The sequence below is a fragment of the Cellulosilyticum sp. WCF-2 genome (assembly GCF_003990395.1).
In the GTDB taxonomy this organism is placed as follows: Bacteria; Bacillota; Clostridia; order Lachnospirales; family Cellulosilyticaceae; genus Cellulosilyticum; species Cellulosilyticum lentocellum.
The window spans coordinates 1,318,393-1,340,909 of the sequence record NZ_CP034675.1; the positions used below are offsets into that span (position 1 = coordinate 1,318,393).

Below are 22,517 nucleotides of genomic sequence, written 5' to 3' on the forward strand. Positions count from 1 at the left end.
GAAAAATGTATAATAAAATAAAATATTAAAAAATGTTTGTTTGAGTCGAAAACTTATGTAAAGAAATGAGGTGAGGGCATGAAACAACAAAGACCACGATATTTTAAGGAAGCTATTTATCGTATATTTGTTGTTTATGCCCTTATTCCTATTGCAGTAATTGCCTTAATTACTTATGGTGTGGTATTTGCTATTTGGCATCATACCATCATTTTTCAGACAGAAGATAAGAATACGCGAATGCAAGAGAAATTAGAATGGGTTGTTAATGATTTTATAAGTAAAGCAGTTGAGCTTACGGAGAATACCCGCTTTTATCAAAAACTTAAGGACCCCAAGTATAAAAGTGATGCTTATCAAGAACTGTACCATATTACTAATAGTATAGAAGAAGAAGTGGATTTTTATGTTTTAGATAAAAACTTTCAAATGCTAGCAGGGAGCACTAGAGAAATACCTGCGTTTATCCCAAAGGATAGCCAGATATCTTGGGGGATTACTAAAAGAATGAACGCTTATCCTAGGCAGGCAATTTTAGAGTGTAATAAAATCTATAAAGATAATTTAAGCCGTACAAAGCTTCTCATAGGAAAGGCAATTGTAGAAGATCATATTATTAAGGGATATTTGATATTTGTATTATATGGAGATGAATTTGTAAAAACATCAGGGACGTCTATTACCCACATTATGGTGACGGATGAATATGATAAATTGTTTTTAGCTAGTTGTTCAGGTTTTACTAATTCTTTAGATAAGATAAAAGATGAATTTAAAACAGAAAATAGCTATATTACCATAGAGGGAGAGAGATATTATAAACAAGCAAGTAGCATTATCCAAGGAGAATTAAACATTTATACATTTACGGCCATCGGAAACTTATATAATGTTTTTATTTGGGCAGGCATCTTTTTTACTGGTATTTTAGCTTTTTTAAGTATCGTGATGTTAAAAGTAGCAAAAAAAATCACTAAAGAAAAAACTAAGATTATTGACAAAGTGGTAGAGGCATTTCAAGAAGTACAGGCAGGTAATTTAGATGTAACTTTACATATTAAGTCCTATGATGAATTTGAAATAATAGGTGAATCATATAATTTGATGCTGGCTAGTATTAAGGACCTTATTGTCAGTAATGAAGAAAAAATTAGGCAAACAAGCATTGCAGAAATTAAGCAACTAGAATCTCAGTTTAATCCTCATTTCTTATTTAATACCCTTGAGCATATTCGATATATGACAAAACTAGAACCAGAAGCTGTAAACAAAATGATTGTTAGCTTATCTTCTATATTAAGGTATAGCATTAACAACACTATTTTAGATGTAACAATCGCTGAAGACTTAGAATATACGAAGAGCTATTTGCTGATTCAAAAATATCGTTTCCATGAAAGGTTTAACTACACCGTTTATATGGAAAGAGGAACGGAAGACTGTATTATCCCAAAACTTATTTTTCAACCTATTATAGAAAATGCAATTAAATATGGTTTTGGAGATAAGGAGAAACTGATGGTTAGGATGAAAATAAGTTTTTTGGCGGATGATTTGGTAATTGTTATTTATGATGATGGCGTAGGCATGCAATTAGAAGTGTTGCAGGAGTTACAAGAGCTACTCAAAAAGGAGAGTAATCCATCCATTCATATTGGGATATACAATGTACACAGACGCATACAATTAATGTATGGTAAGGCTTACGGTATAGATATAAAAAGTGAAGTAGGCCAAGGTACGGTTGTAAAAATAATATTACCAATCAATAAAAGGAGGGAGCGGGATGCTGAAGGTTTTAATTGTGGAAGATGAGGATATGATTAGGAAAGGCCTTATACATACTTTAGATTGGACAAGTATGGGGTGCATCATTGTGGGTGAGGCTAGGAATGGGCAGGAGGGATTAGAAAAAATACAAGAACTTAGACCAGATATTGTTTTTACAGATATCATTATGCCTAAAATGACGGGGATTCAAATGTTAGAGGCAGCTAAAAGCATAGGAGACTTTAAGAGTATTATTCTGACCAGCTATTCGGAGTTTGAATATGCCCAGAAGGCAATAAACCTCAAAGTATATGGATACTTATTGAAGCCAGTAGATGAAGAGGCATTAAAGAATATTGTTGAAAAAATGCGAAGAGAAATATACGAGCAACGTACCTATAGTAATTGGTTGGAGAAGACAAAAGATAAAAGTGAGATACAACTGAGTAATCTTGAAATTTATATCGAGCGCCAAGAGGCAAGTAATCCTTATGTGGAGAAAACCTTAAGTATCATCAAAACAAATTATAATCATAAGTTAACCATAGAAGGCATAGCTGAAGAACTAGGAGTTAGTAGTAGCTATTTAAGTCGAAAGCTTAAAGAAGAAACTTCTCAGACGTTTTTAGAAATATTACATAAGTGTAGACTACAAAAAGCTATAGAACTGCTTAATGAAGGAACACATAAAGTATATGAAATATCTGATATGACGGGGTTTAATGAGTATAAGCATTTTTGTCAGGTGTTTAAAAAGTATACAGGCATTGCACCTACTGAGTTTGTAAAGGGTGAAGGATTGCTCATTCAAAAACCAGTGAAATAATATGGTTTTATTCTTAAATTAAAGAAATTTATGCATAAAAATAGCTCTAAAATAGTTGACAATTGTCAAGTATCACATGATAACAAAATGCTTATTGCTGAGGGTAATGTAAATAATGAACTTTGCAAACAAAATAGTAATCATAAAACCAGTCGATTCATTAAGCTTTGTAAGAAGTAAATGAGTACAGCTTCAAAACGCGGTGCCTAGGTTAAAGTTATTATGTACAAGTAAATGAGCATAAAGCTCAAGCCAAAACAACTAAGCTTATTATCAAATTTCATATGAGAGTTTGATCTTGGCTCAGGATGAACGTTAGCTTCGTGCTTAGCACATGCAAGTCGAACTAACTGAGAGAGCTTGCTCTCCAAGATTAGTGCCCAACGGGTGAGTAACGCGTGGATAACCTGTCCTATGTAGGGGATAACGTTTGGAAACAAACGCTAATGCCGTATAAACTATGGGTAGTTGCATGACTACTTATAGCAAAGCTTAGAGATTCTTAATGCCTATGGTAGCAGGTTAAATGGTTGTAGTATTTCTTCTTGATTAGTGCGTAATTTGCACTAATACATGATAAGCACGAACTTTGTGCTTATATTTGAGAGGTGAGAAGAGAGCACCCGAAAGGGTGTTTTTTTGCGTTTAAAATTAAATTAACAAATTTAATGCCATACAAGCAATGTTGAAATATATTAAAAGATGTATACAAATCTATGATTTAAATTGACATTAATTAAAAAGTATACTAGGCTATTTGTATAAATAACAGAAAATTTTTAAAATAGGGATGAGATAATGTTTAGTTCTTGATAATGTGTGTCTGTAGTAAAATGTGAGTATATGAGAAAAGAAAGGCACCCGAAAAGGTGCTTTTTGTTGTATAGCTTTTAGTTATCATACTATTCTGCATAGGGATTGGTAATATGAATTGATATTATATATGATTTGTTGTACAAATTATAAAAGTAGGAATATGATAAGTCGAGAATATAAGAAGAATTTAACAAATCAAAAATAAAGTATAGAGAGGAAAGAATATATGTTAACACATTGTGGTACAGAGATAATAAATACTGAACGTTTGACATTAAGAAGATTTACATATGAAGACAGTGAGGCAATGCAGAAGAATTGGGTAAGTGACCCGAAAGTACAAGGTATGTATGGAGAGCCTGTTTATGAAACAAAGGAGGAGATTACTGGACTTCTAAAGAAATATATAGAAGCTTATGAAAAACAGGATATTTATCGCTGGGCGATTATTCTTAAAGAGAGCAAAGAATGTATTGGTCAAATAGCCTTTTTTATGGTGAATAGTCAAAATCATTTTGCTGAGATTGAGTACTGTATAGGAAGACAGTTTCAAAAAAGAGGATTAGCAACTGAAGCTACTCAGGCTGTTATTGACTACGGCTTCGAGAAAATTAATCTACATAAGGTGCAAATTTGTCATCGACAAGGAAATGAAGCTTCTGAAAGAGTGATTAAGAAATGTGGATTTAGATATGAGGGAGCCTTACGGGACTTCTTCTTTATAGAGGGACACTACAAAGATAGACTCTATTATTCTATTTTAAAGAATGAGAGGAAGGATAGAGTGAGTGATATATAAAGTGTATTAAAAATGTGAGTAGCATTTTAATGCCATTGGTTATTACTAGTTTAGAGTGTATAGGAACCATTAGTTGTGCTATGGAATTATGTAATAAGAAGTGTACTTATTAAAAATAAGCTTACTGGAAAGGGAGGATTCCTTCAGTAAGCTTATTTTATTATATATTACGATAGGGGGAATTGAGAGGATTATTTTACAATTTCAATGGTTTTACTACTTGGAATCCATAGGACATTAGCGCCAAGATTTTCAGAAACATATCTAAGAGGAACTAAAGTTCTACCGTTTTCAAGTATTGCTTCTGGGTTAGAAGAGGTTTGACCTTTGCCCATATTTAAGATTACTTTTTGATTGTCAAGTAATAAGGTTATTTCTTTATTTACTGCATTCCATTTAACGTTTGCACCAAGTTGTTCTGCCACAAAACGGAGAGGTACCATAGTTGTACCATTTACAATTTTAGGAGCAGTATCATTGGTAATATTAGTAGACTGGTTGGAGTTTATTGTAGTTTTGCCAATTATTAAGTTTAACTTAATAAGGTTTTTCTTTTCAATAACAATATAAGTACCTGGCTCAGTAACATATCCGGTAAGGGTATGATTATTTAACTGGTAGTCTCCGCCTAGTTGAGTGAATGTGAAAGTACCATCAGTATTCTCACTAACTCTTGCTAAAGTTAAGTGAGAAGAATCAGTAATGGTTGCATTCTCTAAATCGACACTAAGGAGTAATGGTTCAGTAAATGTTGAAAGGCTACTATGTCCTTTAATATTTATAACACTCGTGTTAGCTGAAGTACCAACTATAGACAAGTTATCATCTTTTGCTAATTGATTTTTGAGTGAGGTAAATAATGTATCTGATACTGGTAGCATAGATATTTCTAATGAAGATAAAATCTTATTAGCATTAGAGAGATTAGTATTGATAAAGGCAGGTGTTAGTGTTGCTGTTACTTTTCCAGATTTCAATACTAAGGCCTTTTCTTGAGTAGACAACTGTTCAATTGAATTTTGACTAATAGTAATAGGAGTAGTGCCAATAGATAATTCAAGTGCTGTATTGGCGGATAAAGCAGACGCGATGATTTGGTCAGGAGTTTTGTTAATGGATGTAGTTGAGGTAGAAGTAGAGCTTGACCCGGTACCAGACCCAGATCCAGAACCAGACCCAGAACCTGAATCATCTGTAGTAGTAGGTTTGACTAATTGTAAAACACCATAGCCAGCTGTACTTGACCAACCATTGCCAGTTAAATCATTCCAGTTAGAGACATTATCTCTCTTGCCATTGCCATCAGCATCATCATTAATTTGAAAATCAAACCCAATAACTTGATTCTTAGTGAAGGCAGCAATGCGAGAAGGAAGAGCAGCTTCCACAATATAACCACCATCAATAATTTGGGTTGCTGTAATAAAGCTGTCTGCATCAGAAGCACCGTTGATAGAACGTTCATTATCGAAGTTGACACGGTATTGAATGTCTCCTAATTCATAAGAAGTGGATTTGGCATTATCTTCATCAATAAAGATTTCAACTGAATCCTGTTCGTAGGTATTAGCACTTGCTTTGCTTAATAAGCTGTCTTTAACTTCCATTAAGACATAAACATAATTCTCATCCCAAAGAGCCTTGGCAGTGGCAGTAGCGCCAGAGGTGCCGACAGAGAAGGTGTCAACATTGATGGTTTCAGCTTTGCTCCAAAGTTCATCAATTTTTCCATCAATAATAGGTGTGCCTTTGATGGCAGAAGCGAAATGAGGAGCCTTGCTAAGTAATAGTTTTCCAAAATTAGATTGATTTGGTGTAGAGGTACCATCATAAGCTAGATTGTTCCAAGTAGCTTTTTCGTCTCCAACTTGGACAAAGAGATCAAAGCTTAAAGTACCACCCTCAGAAACTGCCTCTGATAAAGGAATTTGAATGACGGTATTATCAGTAAGGTTAGCTGAAATGCTATTGTCGTCAACGAATACTTTTACAGTGCCAGATTTACCTTTTTCAGTAGGAATGACATTAACATAAATATTATTTGCATCCCAAGCCACCTTATAGGAAGCAATTTGAGTACCACTAGTTGTTTCTAAAGCAGTACCTTTTTGAATTAGAAAAGCATGAGTATAATCCTTGTTGCCTAGGCTATAGGCTTTTACTTCTTGAGCAAGAACAGGAAGTTTGCTTGAATCTGTGATTGCCCAGAATGAAGGTTTAGCTTGATAGTCAGCATCAAAAAGAAGAGGGAGTCTTTCACTTCTCCAAGATTCATCATCTTTTACACCCCACACAACACAGGAAGTGATATTTGCAGCACCTTCAGAATCTAGTTTTTTCATAATATCAAGGAATCCTTTATAGCGATAAGCTTGCTTAATTAATCCTTCTTCAGAAGTATCATCTTGAGTGATATCTAATTCGGTAATTTGAATTTCAATATTATCACCAATTGAAGCATATTTAAGCAGTGCATTTTCAAATTGGGAGGTACTTGGTGAAGACATATTGTAATGTCCCTGCATACCAACAACATCTAAGAGGCCTTTATCGTAAAGATCCTTACAAAGGCTATATATAATTTCAGTTTTTTTAGGATCACACTCATTATAGTCATTATATGCAAGTTTTACATTTGGCATATATTGGTCAGCTGCAGCCCTTGCATAAGTAAAAGCATCTTCAATGAATTCAGCACCAATGGTTGTCATCCACATAGAGTTATTAGCGTTTTCATCATTATCATCATCACCAGAAGTAGTAGCTACTGTGGCAGGAGCACGTAAACCATCTGGGCGGTCTGGGTTGACAGCTTCATTGACTACATCAATAGCATAAAAATCAACATCAGGATATTCTTCTGATAATAATTTGAAATAAGCATTAGTATAGTTTTCTAACCTTTGTTTCATCACTTCTTTAGAAACAACAGGAGCATCTTTTTCTGTTGAGTAATTCTCTGTAAATAGCCAGTTTGGCGTTTGTGAATGCCATACAAGAACGTGGGCTCTTACAGGAATATGATTATCCCTAGCAAAATCTAAAGTCGCTTTAGCATCGGAACTTAAGGTAACTTGAGGATGTGTTTGATCACCATTAGCATTCATATACGCTATAGTGGCAGCATGGTCTAAAATTGATTCTGGTTTTAAAGCATTTTCATGAGTGATGCTATTAAAGTGTTTAAGTACTAGCTCTTGTTCTAGGTCATTTAAGTTATTAGAAGCAATAGCTGTACCGAATTTAAAATAATCACTATACACTTCTTTCAAAGAAGGAATATCTTTTTGAATTTCTATATCTAGTTCGGGCTCACCTTGCATTGTAATATCATCCGCATAAAAATCAATTGTACTACCATTAACTTGTATGTAAAGAGAAATGTCAGTAAAGTCTTTAGGTAAGGTATATTCACCTTGCAATTTAGTCCACTCACCATTTTTGACATCAGCATTAGTAATCCATTTATACTGAGTGCTAGATTCACTTTCAGCATCATATTGTAATGCTAGAACGAATTGCTCAGTTCCTTCGTCGGCTGCATCATATTTTACCCAAGCTTCAAAGGTGTATTTGCCACCTTTTTTAGCTGAATTTGTTAGATTGACTTGGATACCATTCCAATCCTGTGTACGACCAGATACAAAAGTACACTGATTGCCGCCATGAGGTGCAGTAGTAGAAACTTCTGCTGTTGCTTCGCCTGAACCTCTGACTGACCAATCACCTAGTCCTGATTCAAAATCCCAAGTAGTAAGGGGAGCATTAGGAACCTCTGGAGAATCAGTAGCAAATGAACCTGTGATTTTAAGCTCATCTACATAAAAACTAAGATCAGCGTTAACTGCTTCCATATAAACATTAGCTTTGGTTGCAGCTTCTGGTACGGTAACTTCACCTGTTAGCTGGGTCCATTCACCCTTTGATACAGCAGAATTACTAGCGATAGTGATATAACCATTTTCCTCTAGTCCTGTTTCTAAAGTTAAGCTAAGTGATTCGGTATCTGCACCTTCATCATATTTTACATAGACACTAAATGTATAGGTTTCACCCGCTTTAAGTGTATCTTTTAGTTCCTTTGAAACACCATGCCAATTAGAGGTCCTGTTTGTTACATACAAACAATGATTAGTTGAATCAATTGTGAGGCTGGAACTGGTTGTAGTAACCTGCGCATCTCCTCTTGCTATCCAGCCCTCAGTACCTCCATCAAAATTGTAGGTGATAGTGCTTGGCGTTGAACTAGCAAAGAGACAAGGTGTTATTCCAAGCACTGAACTTGCAAGTAAAGTTGAAGTTGTGAGATAAGCTATCCTTTTTTTTAGTAGACTCATATTCATTCTCCTTCTTTGATAAATTTGTTTCAATGAAAAATTGTGCAAGTTGACTCTGCACAAATAAAAATAAATAAAATCTTATACATATTTAATCATAGCATTCAGAAAATCAAAGGCATACCAACTAATTAAAGAGAAAATCACTAATAATTATATCAATTTAACTAAATTACTATTAATAATAACTATTTTTCTGCAGGAATGCTAAAAATAGTCATTTAGGTAAAAAAGAATATTTTCTTAATAAAAAAGGAGTAGGAACCAATGGTTCCTACTCCTTAAGTATTTCATGAGAAAAATTAATTTTAAAATCTAAATCCTGCAAGCCTAAGAAATGCTTGGTACAAATGCAAACGCCACCTATTAGAACGGAAGTCCCTTGTAATTTTGAAGGAACAAGATGACAGAAGTTATGCATTCTATTTTTTAAAAGTGCTGAGATTTGTTCAAGTAAAAGTGGAAATTCAGTAGTGAGAGCACAGTTGATGACAATAACATTGGGGTTAAGCACATTTAAAATATTATTAATACCTATAGCCATATATTTAATAAAGCTTTGAATAATTTCGATTGCTATAGGATCTTGTGTACGATAAGCCTCAATTAACATTTCTATACTAGCAGTAGGTAAATGCTTCTTTTCTGTAAAATCTAATAGCAGAGAACGTTCAGAAGTATATTGCTCAAAACATCCTAAGTTACCACAAGGACAAGGTTTTCCATCGACTTCTACAATGGTATGTCCGAATTCACCGGCATTACCATTAAAGCCAGAAAAGAGTTCATGGTTGATAATAAGCCCCAATCCTATTCCTGAATGGATGCTAATACCTACCATATTAGGGTAGTGATAACAAAATGCTTTTTCACCAATAATGGATAAATTAGCTTCATTCTCTAAATAAACAGAAGCAGAAAAGTGCTTTTCTAATAAAGTGGAAAAGTCAATACCACAATATGGACTATATGGAGCAAATGTAATTTGGTTCTGACTAACGACACCATGAATACCAATACAAATCCCCACAATGCCATAAGGTGTAGAGGGGAGTATATCAAGTTGCTCTTGAATAATGGAAATAAGATAGCTTACTATTTCTGAGTCAGATCTATTATTGTTGTAATGATGGATTTGAGACTGCTCTCCATTTAAGTAGCAGGTCATCAAGGTGAGTTTTTCATACTCTAAATCAATAGAAATACTATGGCCACAATACGGATTGAAAGAAAGTAAAATGGGTTTTCTACCTCTTGAAGTATTATCACTACCCAACTCAGTAATAAGATATTTATCTATAAGCTCTTGAACAATAGCTGAAATAGTTGCTTTAGTTAGGCCAAGATTTTTGGATAAGGCGGCACGAGACATAGGACCATTATTTATAAGTTGAGTAAGTATAAGACGCGAATTAATATCACGAATAAGTTCCTGACTACCTATAGGCATAAATTGTCCTCCTAGTTTTATTGATTATATTAGCATAGGTTTAAAAGTATGAAAACCCTAAGAAGTATAGAGAAAATAATGAGATTATTAATTAAAAATACAAGTTATAAAAAATAATATTGCAGCTTCAAGAAATAAGTGTTATATATAAAGTATAGTTTATCCGCTAAACTAATTATGTTTAAGGAGGAGAAAATGGAAATTAAGAATATAAATGAACAAGGATTTAAGTGTGTTGTTGTATTACCTAAAGGAACTAACACAGTTATTGAAAAAGAATACAATATCAAAGAAGATCGCTTGTTATTTGCACGTAATAAATGGCTTATAGCTCATTCTGAGGCAGGATTAGAAAAAGAAGGTGCTTTTGTTGGGTTAAAAGGTAAAAATATTATATTATGACGACTTTTTAAACTACTTTTAAAAACAATAAAAATATCAGGAGGAATTAATAGCATGATGAAGAATCTACCAGAAGTAAAATTAGGTATTATTGCAGTAAGCAGAGATTGTTTTCCTATGTCTTTATCCGAAAATAGAAGGAAAGCAGTGGTAGCAGCATATAAAGGAGAAATTTATGAATGCCCTACCGTGGTCGAGACAGAAAAAGATATGGAAAAAGCATTAACAGAAGTAAAGGCAGCAGGATGTGATGGTTTAGTAGTCTACCTGGGAAATTTTGGCCCAGAAACAGAGGAAACATTAATTGCGAAGTATTTTGATGGACCTGTTATGTATGTGGCTGCAGCAGAAGAAACTGGCAAAGATTTAGTGCAAGGTCGTGGAGATGCTTTCTGTGGTATGCTAAATGCAAGCTACAATTTAAAACTTCGCAATCTTAAGGCCTACATACCAGAATATCCAGTTGGTACAGCAAATGAAGTAGCAGAGATGATAGCTGAATTTGTACCAATTGCCAGAGCTATTGTGGGACTTAATAACTTAAAGGTAATCTCTTTCGGACCTAGGCCACAAAATTTCTTGGCTTGTAATGCACCTATCAAACAACTTTATAACTTAGGGATTGAGATTGAAGAAAACTCAGAACTTGACCTATTTGAAGCATTTAAAAAACATGACGGAGACCCACGTATTGCAGAAGTTGCTAAGGATATGGCAGCAGAATTAGGGGATGGCAATTTAAAACCTGAAATTTTACCTAAGCTAGCTCAATATGAATTAACATTATTAGATTGGATTGAAGAACATAAGGGGATTAGAAAATATGTAGCTATTGCAGGTAAATGTTGGCCAGCATTCCAAACACAATTTGGATTTGTACCATGCTATGTGAATAGTCGTTTAACAGGTATGGGAATCCCAGTGTCCTGTGAAGTAGACATTTATGGAGCAGTAAGTGAATTTATTGGAACAGTCATTAGCGAAGATGCAGTAACTTTATTAGATATTAACAATACAGTACCATCTGATATTTACGAAGAGGACATCAAAGGTCGATTTGAATACACACTAAAAGATACATTTATGGGCTTCCATTGTGGAAATACAAGCACTAAGAAACTTTCATTCTGTGCTATGAAATATCAAATGATTATGGCAAGAAGTCTACCAGAAGAAGTAACACAAGGAACACTTGAGGGAGATATTATTCCGGGAGATATTACATTCTTCAGATTACAAAGTACCTCAGATGCAAAGCTAAGAGCTTATATTGCTGAAGGAGAGGTATTACCTGTTGCAACTCGTTCTTTTGGTGCTATTGGTATCTTTGCTATTCTAGAAATGGGAAGATTCTATCGTCATGTTCTCATTGAAAAGAATTATCCTCATCATGGAGCAGTTGCTTTTGGTAAGTTCGGAAAAACTTTATATGAGGTATTTAAATATATCGGAGTAGATATGGATGAAATAGGATATAACCAACCTAAGGGTGTAAGGTATCCTACAGAAAATCCTTTTTGTTAATAGAAAGAAAGAAGAAATTAAGAAAAAAGAATTATTTGATGAAATTCTTTAGTATAAATAAAAAAGGTAGTTGAGAAAGCTACCTTTTTTTATATTAAAAATGCTATAGGTAAAAGTGCCTTGAATTTTAAATATAAAATTGGATATTTTACATAAAAGGGACTTAGACATAATGCTAAAGATAAAGAATATTATGTTAATTAAATTGAATATAGTTAATGAAAATTATATAATAGTATATATTTAATATAAAAAATTTATTTATTTTTACTAACAAAAGACATAAAGGGGGAGGCAGTTAATGAAATATAGAAATGTTATAAATAATTTAAAGATAAGAAATAAGCTAGCTATCATTTATGTTTTTTGTGTTTTAATACCTGTCATTGTCACAAATTGGGTAGTAATATCTGCTATAAAAAGTAATGTACGTAATCAAGAAGCAATCCGCATGCAAAATGTAATGGATCGTATAAAATATAATATTCAATCAGAAGTAGAGGGATGTATTTCTATAGCCAGTAATTTATGTACAGATAAAGTGATTAATCAATTTTTAATAAGAGATTATACTTCTAATTTAGAGTATTTTAGTGATTATAAAACAACACTTCAAAATAATGTACTGAGGTATTACTATAACTCCCAAAAGATTAATCAAATTATTTTGTATACGGATAATGCTACTATTATCAATGGGGGAAGCTTTTGGAGGATTGATACTATCTTAGGTACGGAATGGTATAAAGAATTCGTGCATAGCGGAAAGGATATTTATTTAGCAACCTATTATGATGAAAAAAAGAAGTACTTAGGTATACAAAGTGCGCCTCGTACTATTAGCCTTATTCAAAAACTAGATTATTTTGACACAGGAGTAATGGAAAAGTTTGTTAAGATTGATTTGCAGTATACGGCTATTAAAAATGAGATTTTAAATGAAAAAATAGACGGAGATATATACATATGTAATAAAGAGTACGTATTATTTTCTAATCAGATAGCTGAAAATGAAAGAAAGGCATTTTTACCTCAAAGTGAACTAGATATTAATCAAGCTACCTATCAAGATAACTTTAGAGTAGCTTCAGATGAATGGACAATTTATATCATGCCCATGAAGATTGGAATAGGTAAAATGATTAAAGAATCTGAACAGATGGTGTGGTACTTAATTATGATTAATTTACTGTTACCAACTATTATTATTACTCTTATTTCCAAGTCGTTTAGTGGAAGAATAAAATTGATGGAACTTTATTTTGAGAAGGTAAAGCAAGAAGAATTTCAATTAATAGAAGGAAGTGTAGGGGAGGATGAGATTGGGGATCTTATTAAAAGCTACAATGTAATGGTGCTTAAAATAAAGGAACTAATAGAGGTTGTTTTTAAAAAAAATGCAGAAAAACAGGCATCAGAATTATCTAGAAAAGGTGCTGAATTAAAAGCTTTACAAAGTCAAGTTAATCCACACTTTATGTTTAATACATTAGAAAGTATACGAATGAGAAGTTTGCTAAAAGAAGAAAATGAGACAGCTGATGTAATAGAAGCATTATCTCAAATTCTGAGAAAATCCTTGTCGTGGAATAATGATTATATCTGTATAGAAGAAGAGATAGTTTTCGTTCAGCAATATGCAAACATACAGAAGTATAGATTTGGTGATAAGATATCTTTCAGTTTTTATGTTATGGAAGGATGTGAGAAGATTAAGATTCCAAAGCTAAGTATTTTAACCTTTGTGGAAAATGCGTGCATACATGGAATAGAGGGAATATCAAAATCAGGAATAATCTCTGTTGCTATAACAAAGGATGAGGAAAATGTATTTATAGAAATTAGTGATTCTGGATGTGGAATGTCCGAGGAAAAACTCCGACTACTAAGGGAAGTATTAAAAGACCCCAATATAAATAAACTAAGTGAATGTAAGAGTACAGGGATGCTAAATGCGCTTATAAGAATGAATTTGTATTGTGAGAACACGCTTGTGTTTGATATAGATAGTGAACTAGGGCAGGGGACAGATATTATGATTCAAATGCCATTAGGGAAAATAGAAATAGAGGGGGAAAAAAGATGATTAATGTATTAATTGTTGATGATGAACCATTTATTCGTCAAGGGCTAAAGATTTTGATTGATTGGGAGGAATATGGATTTAAGATCACAGGAGAAGCAACAAATGGGAAGGAAGCAATAAGCCTTTTAGAAGACAATAATTACGACTTAATCATTACAGATATAAAGATGCCAGAAGTAGATGGAATAGAGTTAGTAGAACATATAAGAAATTATAAATCTAAGGACTTAAAAATTATTATTTTAAGTGGTTATTATGAGTTTGAATATGCTAAACAAGCTATTAGGTATAATGTAGTGGATTATATTTTGAAGCCAATACAAAAAGAAGAATTGATAAGGGTATTATTAGAGTTTAAAGAGGCATATAACAAAGAAATTAAAAGTGCAAAGGATAAGAAATATACTGAACAAATCGCGTTAGAACGTCATTTAAATGCATTGTGTTCTGGCATATATGGTCAAAGTGATATTTCATATGTAGAAGATAAATTACCATATTGTACTAATCTAAGATATATGAGTATAGAAATCAGCTTGAATGATGAAAAGTTTGAAAGGTTGAGTAAGGATGAAAGAAGAAAAGCACTTAAGGAATTTTGTGAGACGTTAAAATGCTATATCGCACCATATGAAAAGTATGCCTTTTTAGATGTAGACAAGCGTAATGAAATTTATGGTATTGGGTTTATATATACTAGAAATTTTTCTGCTCAAAAAAAGATGAGTGAGAAAGAATATATTGTAGATTTACAAGAGTATATGAAGTCTAATCAAAAGTATAAGTTTAATGTCTATATTGGACAAAAGGTTAACCGTATTGATCAAATTAGTGAGTCTTTTAAGTCAGCTATTATTGCTAAATCGTTTCAAAACTACAAAAATGATAAAGCCATTGCTTATTATGATGAGACGTCAGCGGTAAAGTCTAATACCTATGGTGTCAAAAAAGAGTATATGGATGAGCTCATTCATTATACTGAAGAAAATGTAGTAGATAAAATTGATGAATGTGTAGAAAAAATCTATTTAAATTTCCAGGTACATAATATCAATCCAAAGATTATCAATATAAATATTGATTACTTACTTTGTAGGTTTATTTATTTAGCTAAAGAATTAGACCCAGATGTAGATCAAGAAGAAGTGTTACATTATATTAGTCAATGTGCTTTTGAAGAATCTGCAGTTAGAGGAAGTGCAAAACATTTTAAGGCTTTTGTAAAAGATTTTGCAAATTATTTAGCACAATTAAGACAAACCAATTCACATGGTGTGTTAAAAGAAGTAGAAAGAGAAATAGAAATGCATTATATGCAAAATTTAAGTTTAAAGTCATTGAGCGAAAAATATTATATTAATAGTGCTTACTTAGGACAAATTTTTAAGAAAAACCATGGTATTTCATTCAAAGATTATTTAAATAATTACAGAATAGAAAAAGCGGGGGAACTTCTTATCAGAACTAATGATAAGGTTTGTAATATTGCTCAAATAGTAGGATATAACAATCTAGATTACTTTATTAATAAATTTGTACGCTTAAAAGGAAAAACGCCTTTGCAATATCGTAAACAGTTTTTGAAAAAAACAAAAGAAGACTGTTAATAGTTTGATAAATTAGATTAATACATATTTATATAGTTTTTAAATGTTACATATAAAAGATTGAATAGAATAATAGTAAATAGTATATGAAATGATAACGGGTGAATGAGTTTGCATTTAAATAATGGTTAAAAATACACAACTATATCAGGATATAAAATATAAAAATATATAGTTTGTATATATTTCTTATATAGTTTGTTGGGTTGAGGGGAGCAAGATAAATTGGTAACATTAACTTGTAAAGAAGTAGAGGATATATCAGAAAATAATATTCAGCAGGTAACGACTTGAAAGATGGTATATTTTAAAATTCGAGTGGAGGGATAATATGAAAAAGTTAAAATCTTTTGTAGCACTGCTTGGAGCAATGGGAATGATAGCTTCATTAGGCGTAGGATGCGGCAATGATGGTACAAATCAACCTACCGAGACAGCAAAAGAGGTTACAGCAAGTGCATCTGGTGAGAATACAACGACAGAGGCAAAGGACATTAAAGAATTCTCAATGTACATAGCAATGCCTGGAACAGAAATACCAACCGACAACAGAGTATACAATAAAATTGCTGAAAAAATTGGCGCAAAAGCTAAGATTACTTGGTTAACAGGTCAAACAGCAAAAGAAAGTATCGGAACAATGGTTGCTGGTGGCGACTATACTGACTTCGTTGTAGGCTCAGATGGTACGTCGTTGTTAATTGATGCAGGAGCACTTCTTCCAATTGATGAGTACTGGGATAAATATCCAAACATTAAAAATTATTTATCTGAGAGTGATTGGAACAAGGTAAGATCAGAAGACGGTCATATTTATTTAATTCCTCAGTTTGGTGTAGTTAATGGAAAAGATACTCAAACCTATCACAATGATGAAGCATTCTGGATTCAAATTCGTGTATTAGAGTGGGCAGGATACCCAACAATCAAAACAGTTGATGAGTATTTTGATTTAATTGCAAAATATAAGGAAGCTAATCCAACTATGGAAGGCGGACTAGAAAATATCGGATTTGAAATGATTTGTGATGACTGGCGTTACTACAGCTTGGAAAATCCTCCAATGTTCTTAGCAGGTTATCCAAATGATGGATGCTGTATTGTAGACCCAGAAACCTTAACAGCATACAACTATAATACTACTGATATTGCAAAAAGATATTTTAATAAGTTAAATGAAGAGTACAAGAAGGGTATAATTGACCCAGAATGTTTCACATTAAATTACGATCAATATATTGCTAAGATTTCTACAGGACGTGTATTAGGTTTAGTTGATCAATACTGGAACTTCCAAACTGCAGAACAATCTATTGAAACACAAGGACTTTATGATAACGCTTATGTGCCATTACCACTTGTAATGGACGAGGGCACAGAACCAAAATGGCACAGTGGTTATTCACTTGACGTATCAAATGGTTTAAGTATTACAACTAGCTGTAAAGATCCTGAAGGTGCATTCCAAATGATTGAAGATATGCTTTCACAAGAAATACAAACATTAGTATGGTGGGGCGAAGAAGGTATCGACTACATGGTAGGTGATGATGGGGTATTTTATAGAACAGAAGAACAAAGAGCGAAAGCTTTAGATAAAGAATATCTTATAAATGAATTATGTAACTCAGGTTATTCTTACTTCCCACATTATGTTGGTATGAATTTAGATGGTATTAATGCATATGCACCAAACTACCAACCAGGTGAGTACTATGATGGTCAATCAGAGGCTAAGAAAAAAGTTATGGATGCATATGGATATAAAACATTTGCAGAATTCGTAAATGAAGCTGGAGAAAACTCTGATTGGTACCCAATGTGGTCTTATTCAAACACTTGGACAGCTGATACAGATTACGGTTTAGCTAAAGTAAATATGGATGAAGTAAAACATGAATGGCTACCAAAAGTAATTATGTCAGACGACTTCCAAGGTGCATGGGATCAATATATGTCAGTTCTTGGTGAGAGAGTTGATATGAAAGTCTATGAAGATGCACTCACAGCTGAAGTAAGAAGAAGAGTTGACGTTGCACAAGGTAAATAGAAAAATCAAATGGTAAAAAAATAAGAACAGGGGGGCTCTTTATAGGTGATATTAATTAAGAGTCCCCTTTTTGCTTGCAATAGAGAATATAAACTTATGAGTTGACACTAAAGGAGGAGGAAGTATGAGTAGGCAGGCTCAGGTTCAATTAAATAAAGGGATAGGCAAGCCAAAAGCACAAAAGACAGTAGAAGCGAAACAGAGAATATCTTGGAGTGAAATAAAGAAACAAAAGCAATTGATTCTTTTATCACTACCTTTTTTAATCTATGTTATTATTTTCAACTATGCACCATTAGCTGGGTGGGTTATGGCATTCCAAAATTATAAGCCAGCCAAGGGATTTTTTGATCAAACATGGGTAGGGTTTGCTAAATTTAAACAATTATTCTCAAATGACGTATTTTTAGGGGTTATTAGAAATACGTTAGCTATGAGCTTGATTAATTTAGTATTAGGTTTTGTTTTTTCCATAGGATTTGCACTTTTATTAAATGAATTAAGAAATGTAAAAGCTAAGAAATTTATACAAACAGTTTCTTACTTACCACACTTTTTGTCTTGGGTTATTGTAGTAGGGCTTGTATTTCAAGTACTTTCAATGGATACAGGTATTCTCAATCAGCTATTACTAAAATTACATATTATAGATAAGCCCATTAACTTTTTATCAGAACCTAAATACTATTGGGGAATTGTAGGTATAACTAATGTATGGAAGGAAACAGGATGGGGTAGTATCATCTACTTGGCTGCAATTACAGCTATTAATCCTGAGCTTTATGAAGCAGCAGCTATTGATGGCGCTGGTCGTTTCAGAAAAATCCTACATGTAACCTTACCAGGTATTAAATCAACAATATTCATCCTTTTAATTATAAACATTGGAAATATCTTAAATGCCGGATTTGATATGCAATATCTATTAACAAATGGTTTAGTTCAAAAGGTTTCTCAAACTATTGATATTTATGTTCTTAGATATGGTATTAGTTTAGCAGATTATTCATTAGCGACAGCAGCGGGTATCTTTAAGAGCGTAGTTAGTATTGTCTTAATTTTCCTAGCTAATAGATTTGCTAAGGCTGCTGGCGAAGAAAGATTATTCTAGAGGAGGAATTGAGATGAGGACGCAATCATTAAAAAAGCAAAAAATAGGAGATAAAGTTTTTGATGTAGTTAATATGATTATTTTAGCATTGTTTACATTAATCATACTTTATCCCATAGTCAATACAATAGCATACTCTTTTAACGATGGAACAGATGCATTAAGAGGTGGCATTTATCTTTTGCCAAGACAATGGTCGTTGCAAAATTATAAGACAGTATTTAATAATGAATTATTACCTACTGCAACTAAAATATCTGTATTAAGAACAGTCATCGCAACAGTATCTCAATTATTTGTTACGTCTTTATTAGCATATATCTTAAGTAGAAAAGAATTTATTTTCAAAAAACAACTCTCATTTATATATGTCTTAACCATGTATGTAAATGGAGGATTAATTCCAACATTCGTTTTATATAAAAATCTTGGATTGACCAATAATTTCTGGGTTTATATTATACCAGGTATGGTAAGCGCTTTTAACATGATTGTTATTAGAACATTTATGAATGGACTACCTGATAGTCTAGTTGAGTCAGCACAAGTAGATGGAGCAGGACATTTCACAATTTTTATGAAGATTATTTTACCATTGTGTAAGCCAGTACTTGCAACAGTTGCATTATTTATTGCAGTATATCAATGGAACTCATGGTTTGATGCAATGCTTTATAATCGTACAGCAACTAATCTTACAACATTGCAGTATGAGTTAATGAAGCTTCTTTCTTCTGTAATGAATCAAGGAAGTAATGCTGAAGCAATGAAGAATGCAGGTAATACAGTATCTCCATTAACTATGCGTGCAGCAACCACAGTTATAACAGCCCTTCCAATTGTATGTTTATATCCATTCTTACAAAGATATTTTGTAACAGGTTTAACCATCGGAGGAGTAAAAGAATAATGGAATATATTAAAAAAGACAACTATCCTAATTTATTTGAAGCATTAGGCTACGATAAAGAATTAATAGAAGATAGGCTTAATCAAATTATTAATACTATTTTTTATGGCTCAGAGGACGAGAGGCTCTATCATTTGGTAGAAGATGATATGGGATATATCTTGGATACTGGAAATATAGATGTACGTACAGAAGGTATGTCTTATGGAATGATGATCTGTGTACAAAGAAATATGCAAAAAGAATTTAATTGTCTGTGGAAATGGACAAAAACTTATATGTGGCATAGTGAAGGAGACAATAAAGGTTATTTTGCGTGGTCTGTTTCTCCAGGAGGAAAAAGAAATTCTGAAGGTTCAGCTCCAGATGGTGAAGAGTATTTTGCAATGGCCCTATTTTTTGCAGCACATAGATGGGGGGATGGAGTAGGTATATTTAACTACACGAAAGAAGCGCAGAACCTTCTTCATGAATGTGTCCATAAGGGTGAAGATGGGAGAGGAAACCCTATGTGGGAGCCTACCAATAAGCTGATTAAGTTTGTCCCAGAACTTGATTTTACAGATCCATCTTATCATCTACCACATTTTTATGAACTATTTGCTTTATGGGCTAATGAAGAAGATAGAGACTTTTGGAAGGAAGCAGCTAGAGCTAGTAGAGAATTTCTAAAAAAAGCTTGTCATCCTGAAACAGGATTAGCACCTGAATATAGTAATTATGATGGAAGACCAAGATACGAGGAAGGGCATGGATATTATTATAGTGACGCCTATCGTGTAATTGCTAATATTGGGCTTGATTATGCTTGGTTTGGAAAAAGCGAATGGGAAAGTGAATGCGCAGAAAAAATTCAAAAATTCTTCTGTGATACAGTGAAAGATAATGCAGAGTGTGTTTATGAAATTGACGGCACAATTATAGATCAGCCTGCTTTACATCCAGTGGCAATTATAGCTACTAATGCCATGGGTTCTTTAGCTACCAAGGGAAAATATAGTGAGTTATGTGTTCAAAGGTTTTGGGAAACGCCACTCCGAACTGGTGACAGAAGGTATTACGATAATTGTTTATATGCATTTGCCTTTCTAGCCTTAAGTGGTAACTATAGAATATGGTAATCAGCTAAATAAGAAGGGCAGTAGATATCAATACTGTCCTTTTTTTATAAATAGAAAATTCAAGGAAAATGAAGGATGAAAGATGAAGAATTGTTAATTTATGAACGTAAAGGAGCAATAGCATGAGAAACTTTTCTAATCCTATTTTACCAGGATTTTACCCTGACCCATCTATATGTAGGGTTAATGAGGACTATTATCTTGTGACATCAAGTTTTGCTTATTATCCAGGAGTGCCTATTTTCCATAGTAAAGATTTAGTGAATTGGAAACAGATTGGGCATGTGCTTGAAAGAAGTAGTCAATTACATTTAGAAGGAGCCGAGCACTCAGGTGGCATTTATGCGCCAACGCTAAGATATCATGAAGGTATTTTTTATATGATTACAACGAACATATCAGGTGAAGGAAATTTTTATGTTACGGCCACAAGACCGGAAGGACCTTGGTCAGATCCTATTGTGCTAGAAGCAGAAGGAATAGATCCAAGTCTATTTTTTGATGAGGATGGAAGAGTTTATTATGTAGGAACAAGGGAAAAGTCAAAAGAAGTTTCCAGGTATTATGGAGATAATGAGATTTGGTTACAGGAATTAGATATAAAACAAGGAAGGCTAATAGGCGAAAAGTATGTTTTATGGCAAGGCGCTTTTCATAATGCCGTATGGCCAGAAGGACCTCATCTTTATAAAAAAGATGAATACTATTATTTAATGATAGCAGAAGGTGGAACAGGTCATGAGCATTCTATAACAATAGCTAGAAGTAAACAGATTATAGGACCCTACGAAGGAAATCCTGCAAATCCAATTTTGACACATAGGCACTTAGGTAGGCATTATCCCATTGTTAATGTAGGACATGGAGATTTAGTACAGATTCAGGATGGTACATGGTGGATGGTTTTGCTAGGATCTAGGCCTTATGGGGGCCACTATAGGAATCTTGGGAGAGAGACCTTTTTGGTAAATGTTATTTGGGAAAATGGATGGCCTATTGTTAACGAGGGAAAAGGCATTGTAGAGGAAATGAGTAAGGCACCAGACTTACCTTGGTTTGAGGTGATGCCCGAAGATGCATGTACTCATTTTATAGGAAGTGAATTAAGTGATAAATGGATTTCTCTTAGAGGACCAAAAGAAGACTTTTGTAGCTTAGGAGCTAGGGAGGGGTATCTTAGAATTAAGTTAAGACCAGAGAGCATAAAAGAATTGGTTCATCCAAGTCTTATATGTTTAAGGCAGCAGCATCAAGATTTTATAGTCAGTACATTATTAGAATTTACTCCGGATACTATAAATGAAGTTGCAGGCCTTGTGCTTATTCAAAATGAAAGATATCACTTTAGATATGAGTATGGTATGCAGCAAAGTGATACGGTTATTAGGCTTATAAAATGTGAAGCAGGAAAAGATAAGTTAATAGCTGAAAGTCAATTTAGTGATTCACCAATATGTATGAAGATAGTAGGGAGAGGGCAAAATTTCAACTTTTATTATGGCAGTAATTCTAAACAGATGTATGAGTTGGTAACAGGTGTGGATGCAAGCATATTAAGTACTGATAAAGCAGGAGGTTTTGTTGGAACTTGTATAGGTATGTATGCAAGTAGTAATGGAAAAATGAGTAAAAATTATGCGGATTTTGGTTGGTTTGAATATAAAGGTAATGATAAGTAAAATTTGATTGTTAGATTTGCTTAAGGTAA

13 protein-coding genes and 1 pseudogene are annotated in these 22,517 nt (G+C 33.2%); 12 read left to right on the plus strand and 2 right to left on the minus strand.

Annotated features, from left to right (window positions below):
- Window positions 1-78: 78 nt before the first annotated feature.
- The 3 genes from EKH84_RS05815 to EKH84_RS05825 all read left to right on the plus strand — a co-directional run bounded on the left by EKH84_RS05815 (window position 79) and on the right by EKH84_RS05825 (window position 4,211).
- Entirely contained in the window at window positions 79-1,815 is a 1,737-nt protein-coding gene (locus EKH84_RS05815) for a sensor histidine kinase (protein WP_127065546.1), read from the plus strand.
- Window positions 1,787-2,596, plus strand: a complete 810-nt coding sequence (locus tag EKH84_RS05820; RefSeq protein ID WP_013655554.1) for a response regulator transcription factor — start codon at window positions 1,787-1,789, stop codon at window positions 2,594-2,596. Before EKH84_RS05815 ends, EKH84_RS05820 begins: the two co-directional genes overlap by 29 nt.
- A 1,042-nt stretch (window positions 2,597-3,638) precedes the next feature.
- Window positions 3,639-4,211 carry a GNAT family N-acetyltransferase gene (locus EKH84_RS05825; RefSeq protein ID WP_127065547.1) on the plus strand — a complete coding sequence of 191 codons (573 nt, stop codon included), beginning with the start codon at window positions 3,639-3,641 and terminating at the stop codon, window positions 4,209-4,211.
- Window positions 4,212-4,402: 191 nt separating this feature from the next.
- Here the strand turns inward: EKH84_RS05825 and EKH84_RS05835 are convergent, their stop codons facing one another.
- Both EKH84_RS05835 and EKH84_RS05840 read right to left on the minus strand, forming a co-directional pair.
- The gene (locus tag EKH84_RS05835; protein ID WP_190283499.1) at window positions 4,403-8,548 is read right to left on the minus strand and encodes an endo-1,4-beta-xylanase; all 4,146 of its coding nucleotides are present in this window, start codon (window positions 8,546-8,548) and stop codon (window positions 4,403-4,405) included.
- A 274-nt stretch (window positions 8,549-8,822) separates the two neighbouring features.
- Window positions 8,823-9,998 carry an ROK family transcriptional regulator gene (locus tag EKH84_RS05840; protein WP_127065549.1) on the minus strand — a complete coding sequence of 392 codons (1,176 nt, stop codon included), beginning with the start codon at window positions 9,996-9,998 and terminating at the stop codon, window positions 8,823-8,825.
- Window positions 9,999-10,205: 207 nt separating this feature from the next.
- On the opposite strand from EKH84_RS05840, the pseudogene EKH84_RS05845 reads away from it, so the two are divergent.
- The 9 genes and pseudogenes from EKH84_RS05845 to EKH84_RS05885 form a co-directional block, all read left to right on the plus strand.
- A pseudogene (locus tag EKH84_RS05845) lies at window positions 10,206-10,400 on the plus strand (DUF4867 family protein); the annotation flags it as partial.
- A gap of 57 nt (window positions 10,401-10,457) precedes the next feature.
- Complete coding sequence (locus EKH84_RS05850; protein ID WP_127067990.1) at window positions 10,458-11,924, plus strand: L-fucose/L-arabinose isomerase family protein; 1,467 nt, start codon at window positions 10,458-10,460, stop codon at window positions 11,922-11,924.
- Window positions 11,925-12,225: 301 nt separating this feature from the next.
- Window positions 12,226-14,010: a sensor histidine kinase gene (locus EKH84_RS05855; RefSeq protein ID WP_013655560.1), complete on the plus strand. Its 1,785-nt coding sequence runs from the start codon at window positions 12,226-12,228 to the stop codon at window positions 14,008-14,010.
- Window positions 14,007-15,617 (plus strand): response regulator transcription factor, encoded by a 1,611-nt coding sequence (locus EKH84_RS05860; RefSeq protein WP_127065550.1) that lies wholly within the window; start codon window positions 14,007-14,009, stop codon window positions 15,615-15,617. Before EKH84_RS05855 ends, EKH84_RS05860 begins: the two co-directional genes overlap by 4 nt.
- A gap of 331 nt (window positions 15,618-15,948) precedes the next feature.
- Window positions 15,949-17,667: an extracellular solute-binding protein gene (locus EKH84_RS05865; RefSeq protein ID WP_127065551.1), complete on the plus strand. Its 1,719-nt coding sequence runs from the start codon at window positions 15,949-15,951 to the stop codon at window positions 17,665-17,667.
- 124 nt (window positions 17,668-17,791) lie between these two features.
- Window positions 17,792-18,778, plus strand: coding sequence for an ABC transporter permease (locus EKH84_RS05870; protein ID WP_190283500.1), 987 nt, complete (start codon window positions 17,792-17,794; stop codon window positions 18,776-18,778).
- Window positions 18,779-18,791: 13 nt separating this feature from the next.
- A complete protein-coding gene (locus tag EKH84_RS05875; RefSeq protein ID WP_127065552.1) occupies window positions 18,792-19,688 on the plus strand; it encodes a carbohydrate ABC transporter permease in 897 nt (298 codons plus the stop codon).
- Window positions 19,688-20,809, plus strand: coding sequence for a glycosyl hydrolase family 8 (locus EKH84_RS05880; RefSeq protein ID WP_127065553.1), 1,122 nt, complete (start codon window positions 19,688-19,690; stop codon window positions 20,807-20,809). The genes EKH84_RS05875 and EKH84_RS05880 overlap by 1 nt, the downstream gene beginning before the upstream one ends.
- 122 nt (window positions 20,810-20,931) lie before the next feature.
- The gene (locus tag EKH84_RS05885; protein ID WP_127065554.1) at window positions 20,932-22,488 is read left to right on the plus strand and encodes a glycoside hydrolase family 43 protein; all 1,557 of its coding nucleotides are present in this window, start codon (window positions 20,932-20,934) and stop codon (window positions 22,486-22,488) included.
- Window positions 22,489-22,517 lie beyond the last annotated feature (29 nt).

What these genes read in the sequence shown, in the direction of transcription:
- EKH84_RS05835 (WP_190283499.1), bottom strand. Translation starts at nt 8,548, where the DNA reads ATGAGTCTACTAAAAAAAAGGATAGCTTATCTCACAACTTCAACTTTA.
- EKH84_RS05880 (WP_127065553.1), top strand. Translation starts at nt 19,688, where the DNA reads ATGGAATATATTAAAAAAGACAACTATCCTAATTTATTTGAAGCATTA.
- EKH84_RS05825 (WP_127065547.1), top strand. Translation starts at nt 3,639, where the DNA reads ATGTTAACACATTGTGGTACAGAGATAATAAATACTGAACGTTTGACA.
- EKH84_RS05815 (WP_127065546.1), top strand. Translation starts at nt 79, where the DNA reads ATGAAACAACAAAGACCACGATATTTTAAGGAAGCTATTTATCGTATA.
- EKH84_RS05865 (WP_127065551.1), top strand. Translation starts at nt 15,949, where the DNA reads ATGAAAAAGTTAAAATCTTTTGTAGCACTGCTTGGAGCAATGGGAATG.
- EKH84_RS05875 (WP_127065552.1), top strand. Translation starts at nt 18,792, where the DNA reads ATGAGGACGCAATCATTAAAAAAGCAAAAAATAGGAGATAAAGTTTTT.
- EKH84_RS05855 (WP_013655560.1), top strand. Translation starts at nt 12,226, where the DNA reads ATGAAATATAGAAATGTTATAAATAATTTAAAGATAAGAAATAAGCTA.
- EKH84_RS05850 (WP_127067990.1), top strand. Translation starts at nt 10,458, where the DNA reads ATGAAGAATCTACCAGAAGTAAAATTAGGTATTATTGCAGTAAGCAGA.
- EKH84_RS05840 (WP_127065549.1), bottom strand. Translation starts at nt 9,998, where the DNA reads ATGCCTATAGGTAGTCAGGAACTTATTCGTGATATTAATTCGCGTCTT.
- EKH84_RS05870 (WP_190283500.1), top strand. Translation starts at nt 17,792, where the DNA reads ATGAGTAGGCAGGCTCAGGTTCAATTAAATAAAGGGATAGGCAAGCCA.
- EKH84_RS05820 (WP_013655554.1), top strand. Translation starts at nt 1,787, where the DNA reads ATGCTGAAGGTTTTAATTGTGGAAGATGAGGATATGATTAGGAAAGGC.
- EKH84_RS05885 (WP_127065554.1), top strand. Translation starts at nt 20,932, where the DNA reads ATGAGAAACTTTTCTAATCCTATTTTACCAGGATTTTACCCTGACCCA.
- EKH84_RS05860 (WP_127065550.1), top strand. Translation starts at nt 14,007, where the DNA reads ATGATTAATGTATTAATTGTTGATGATGAACCATTTATTCGTCAAGGG.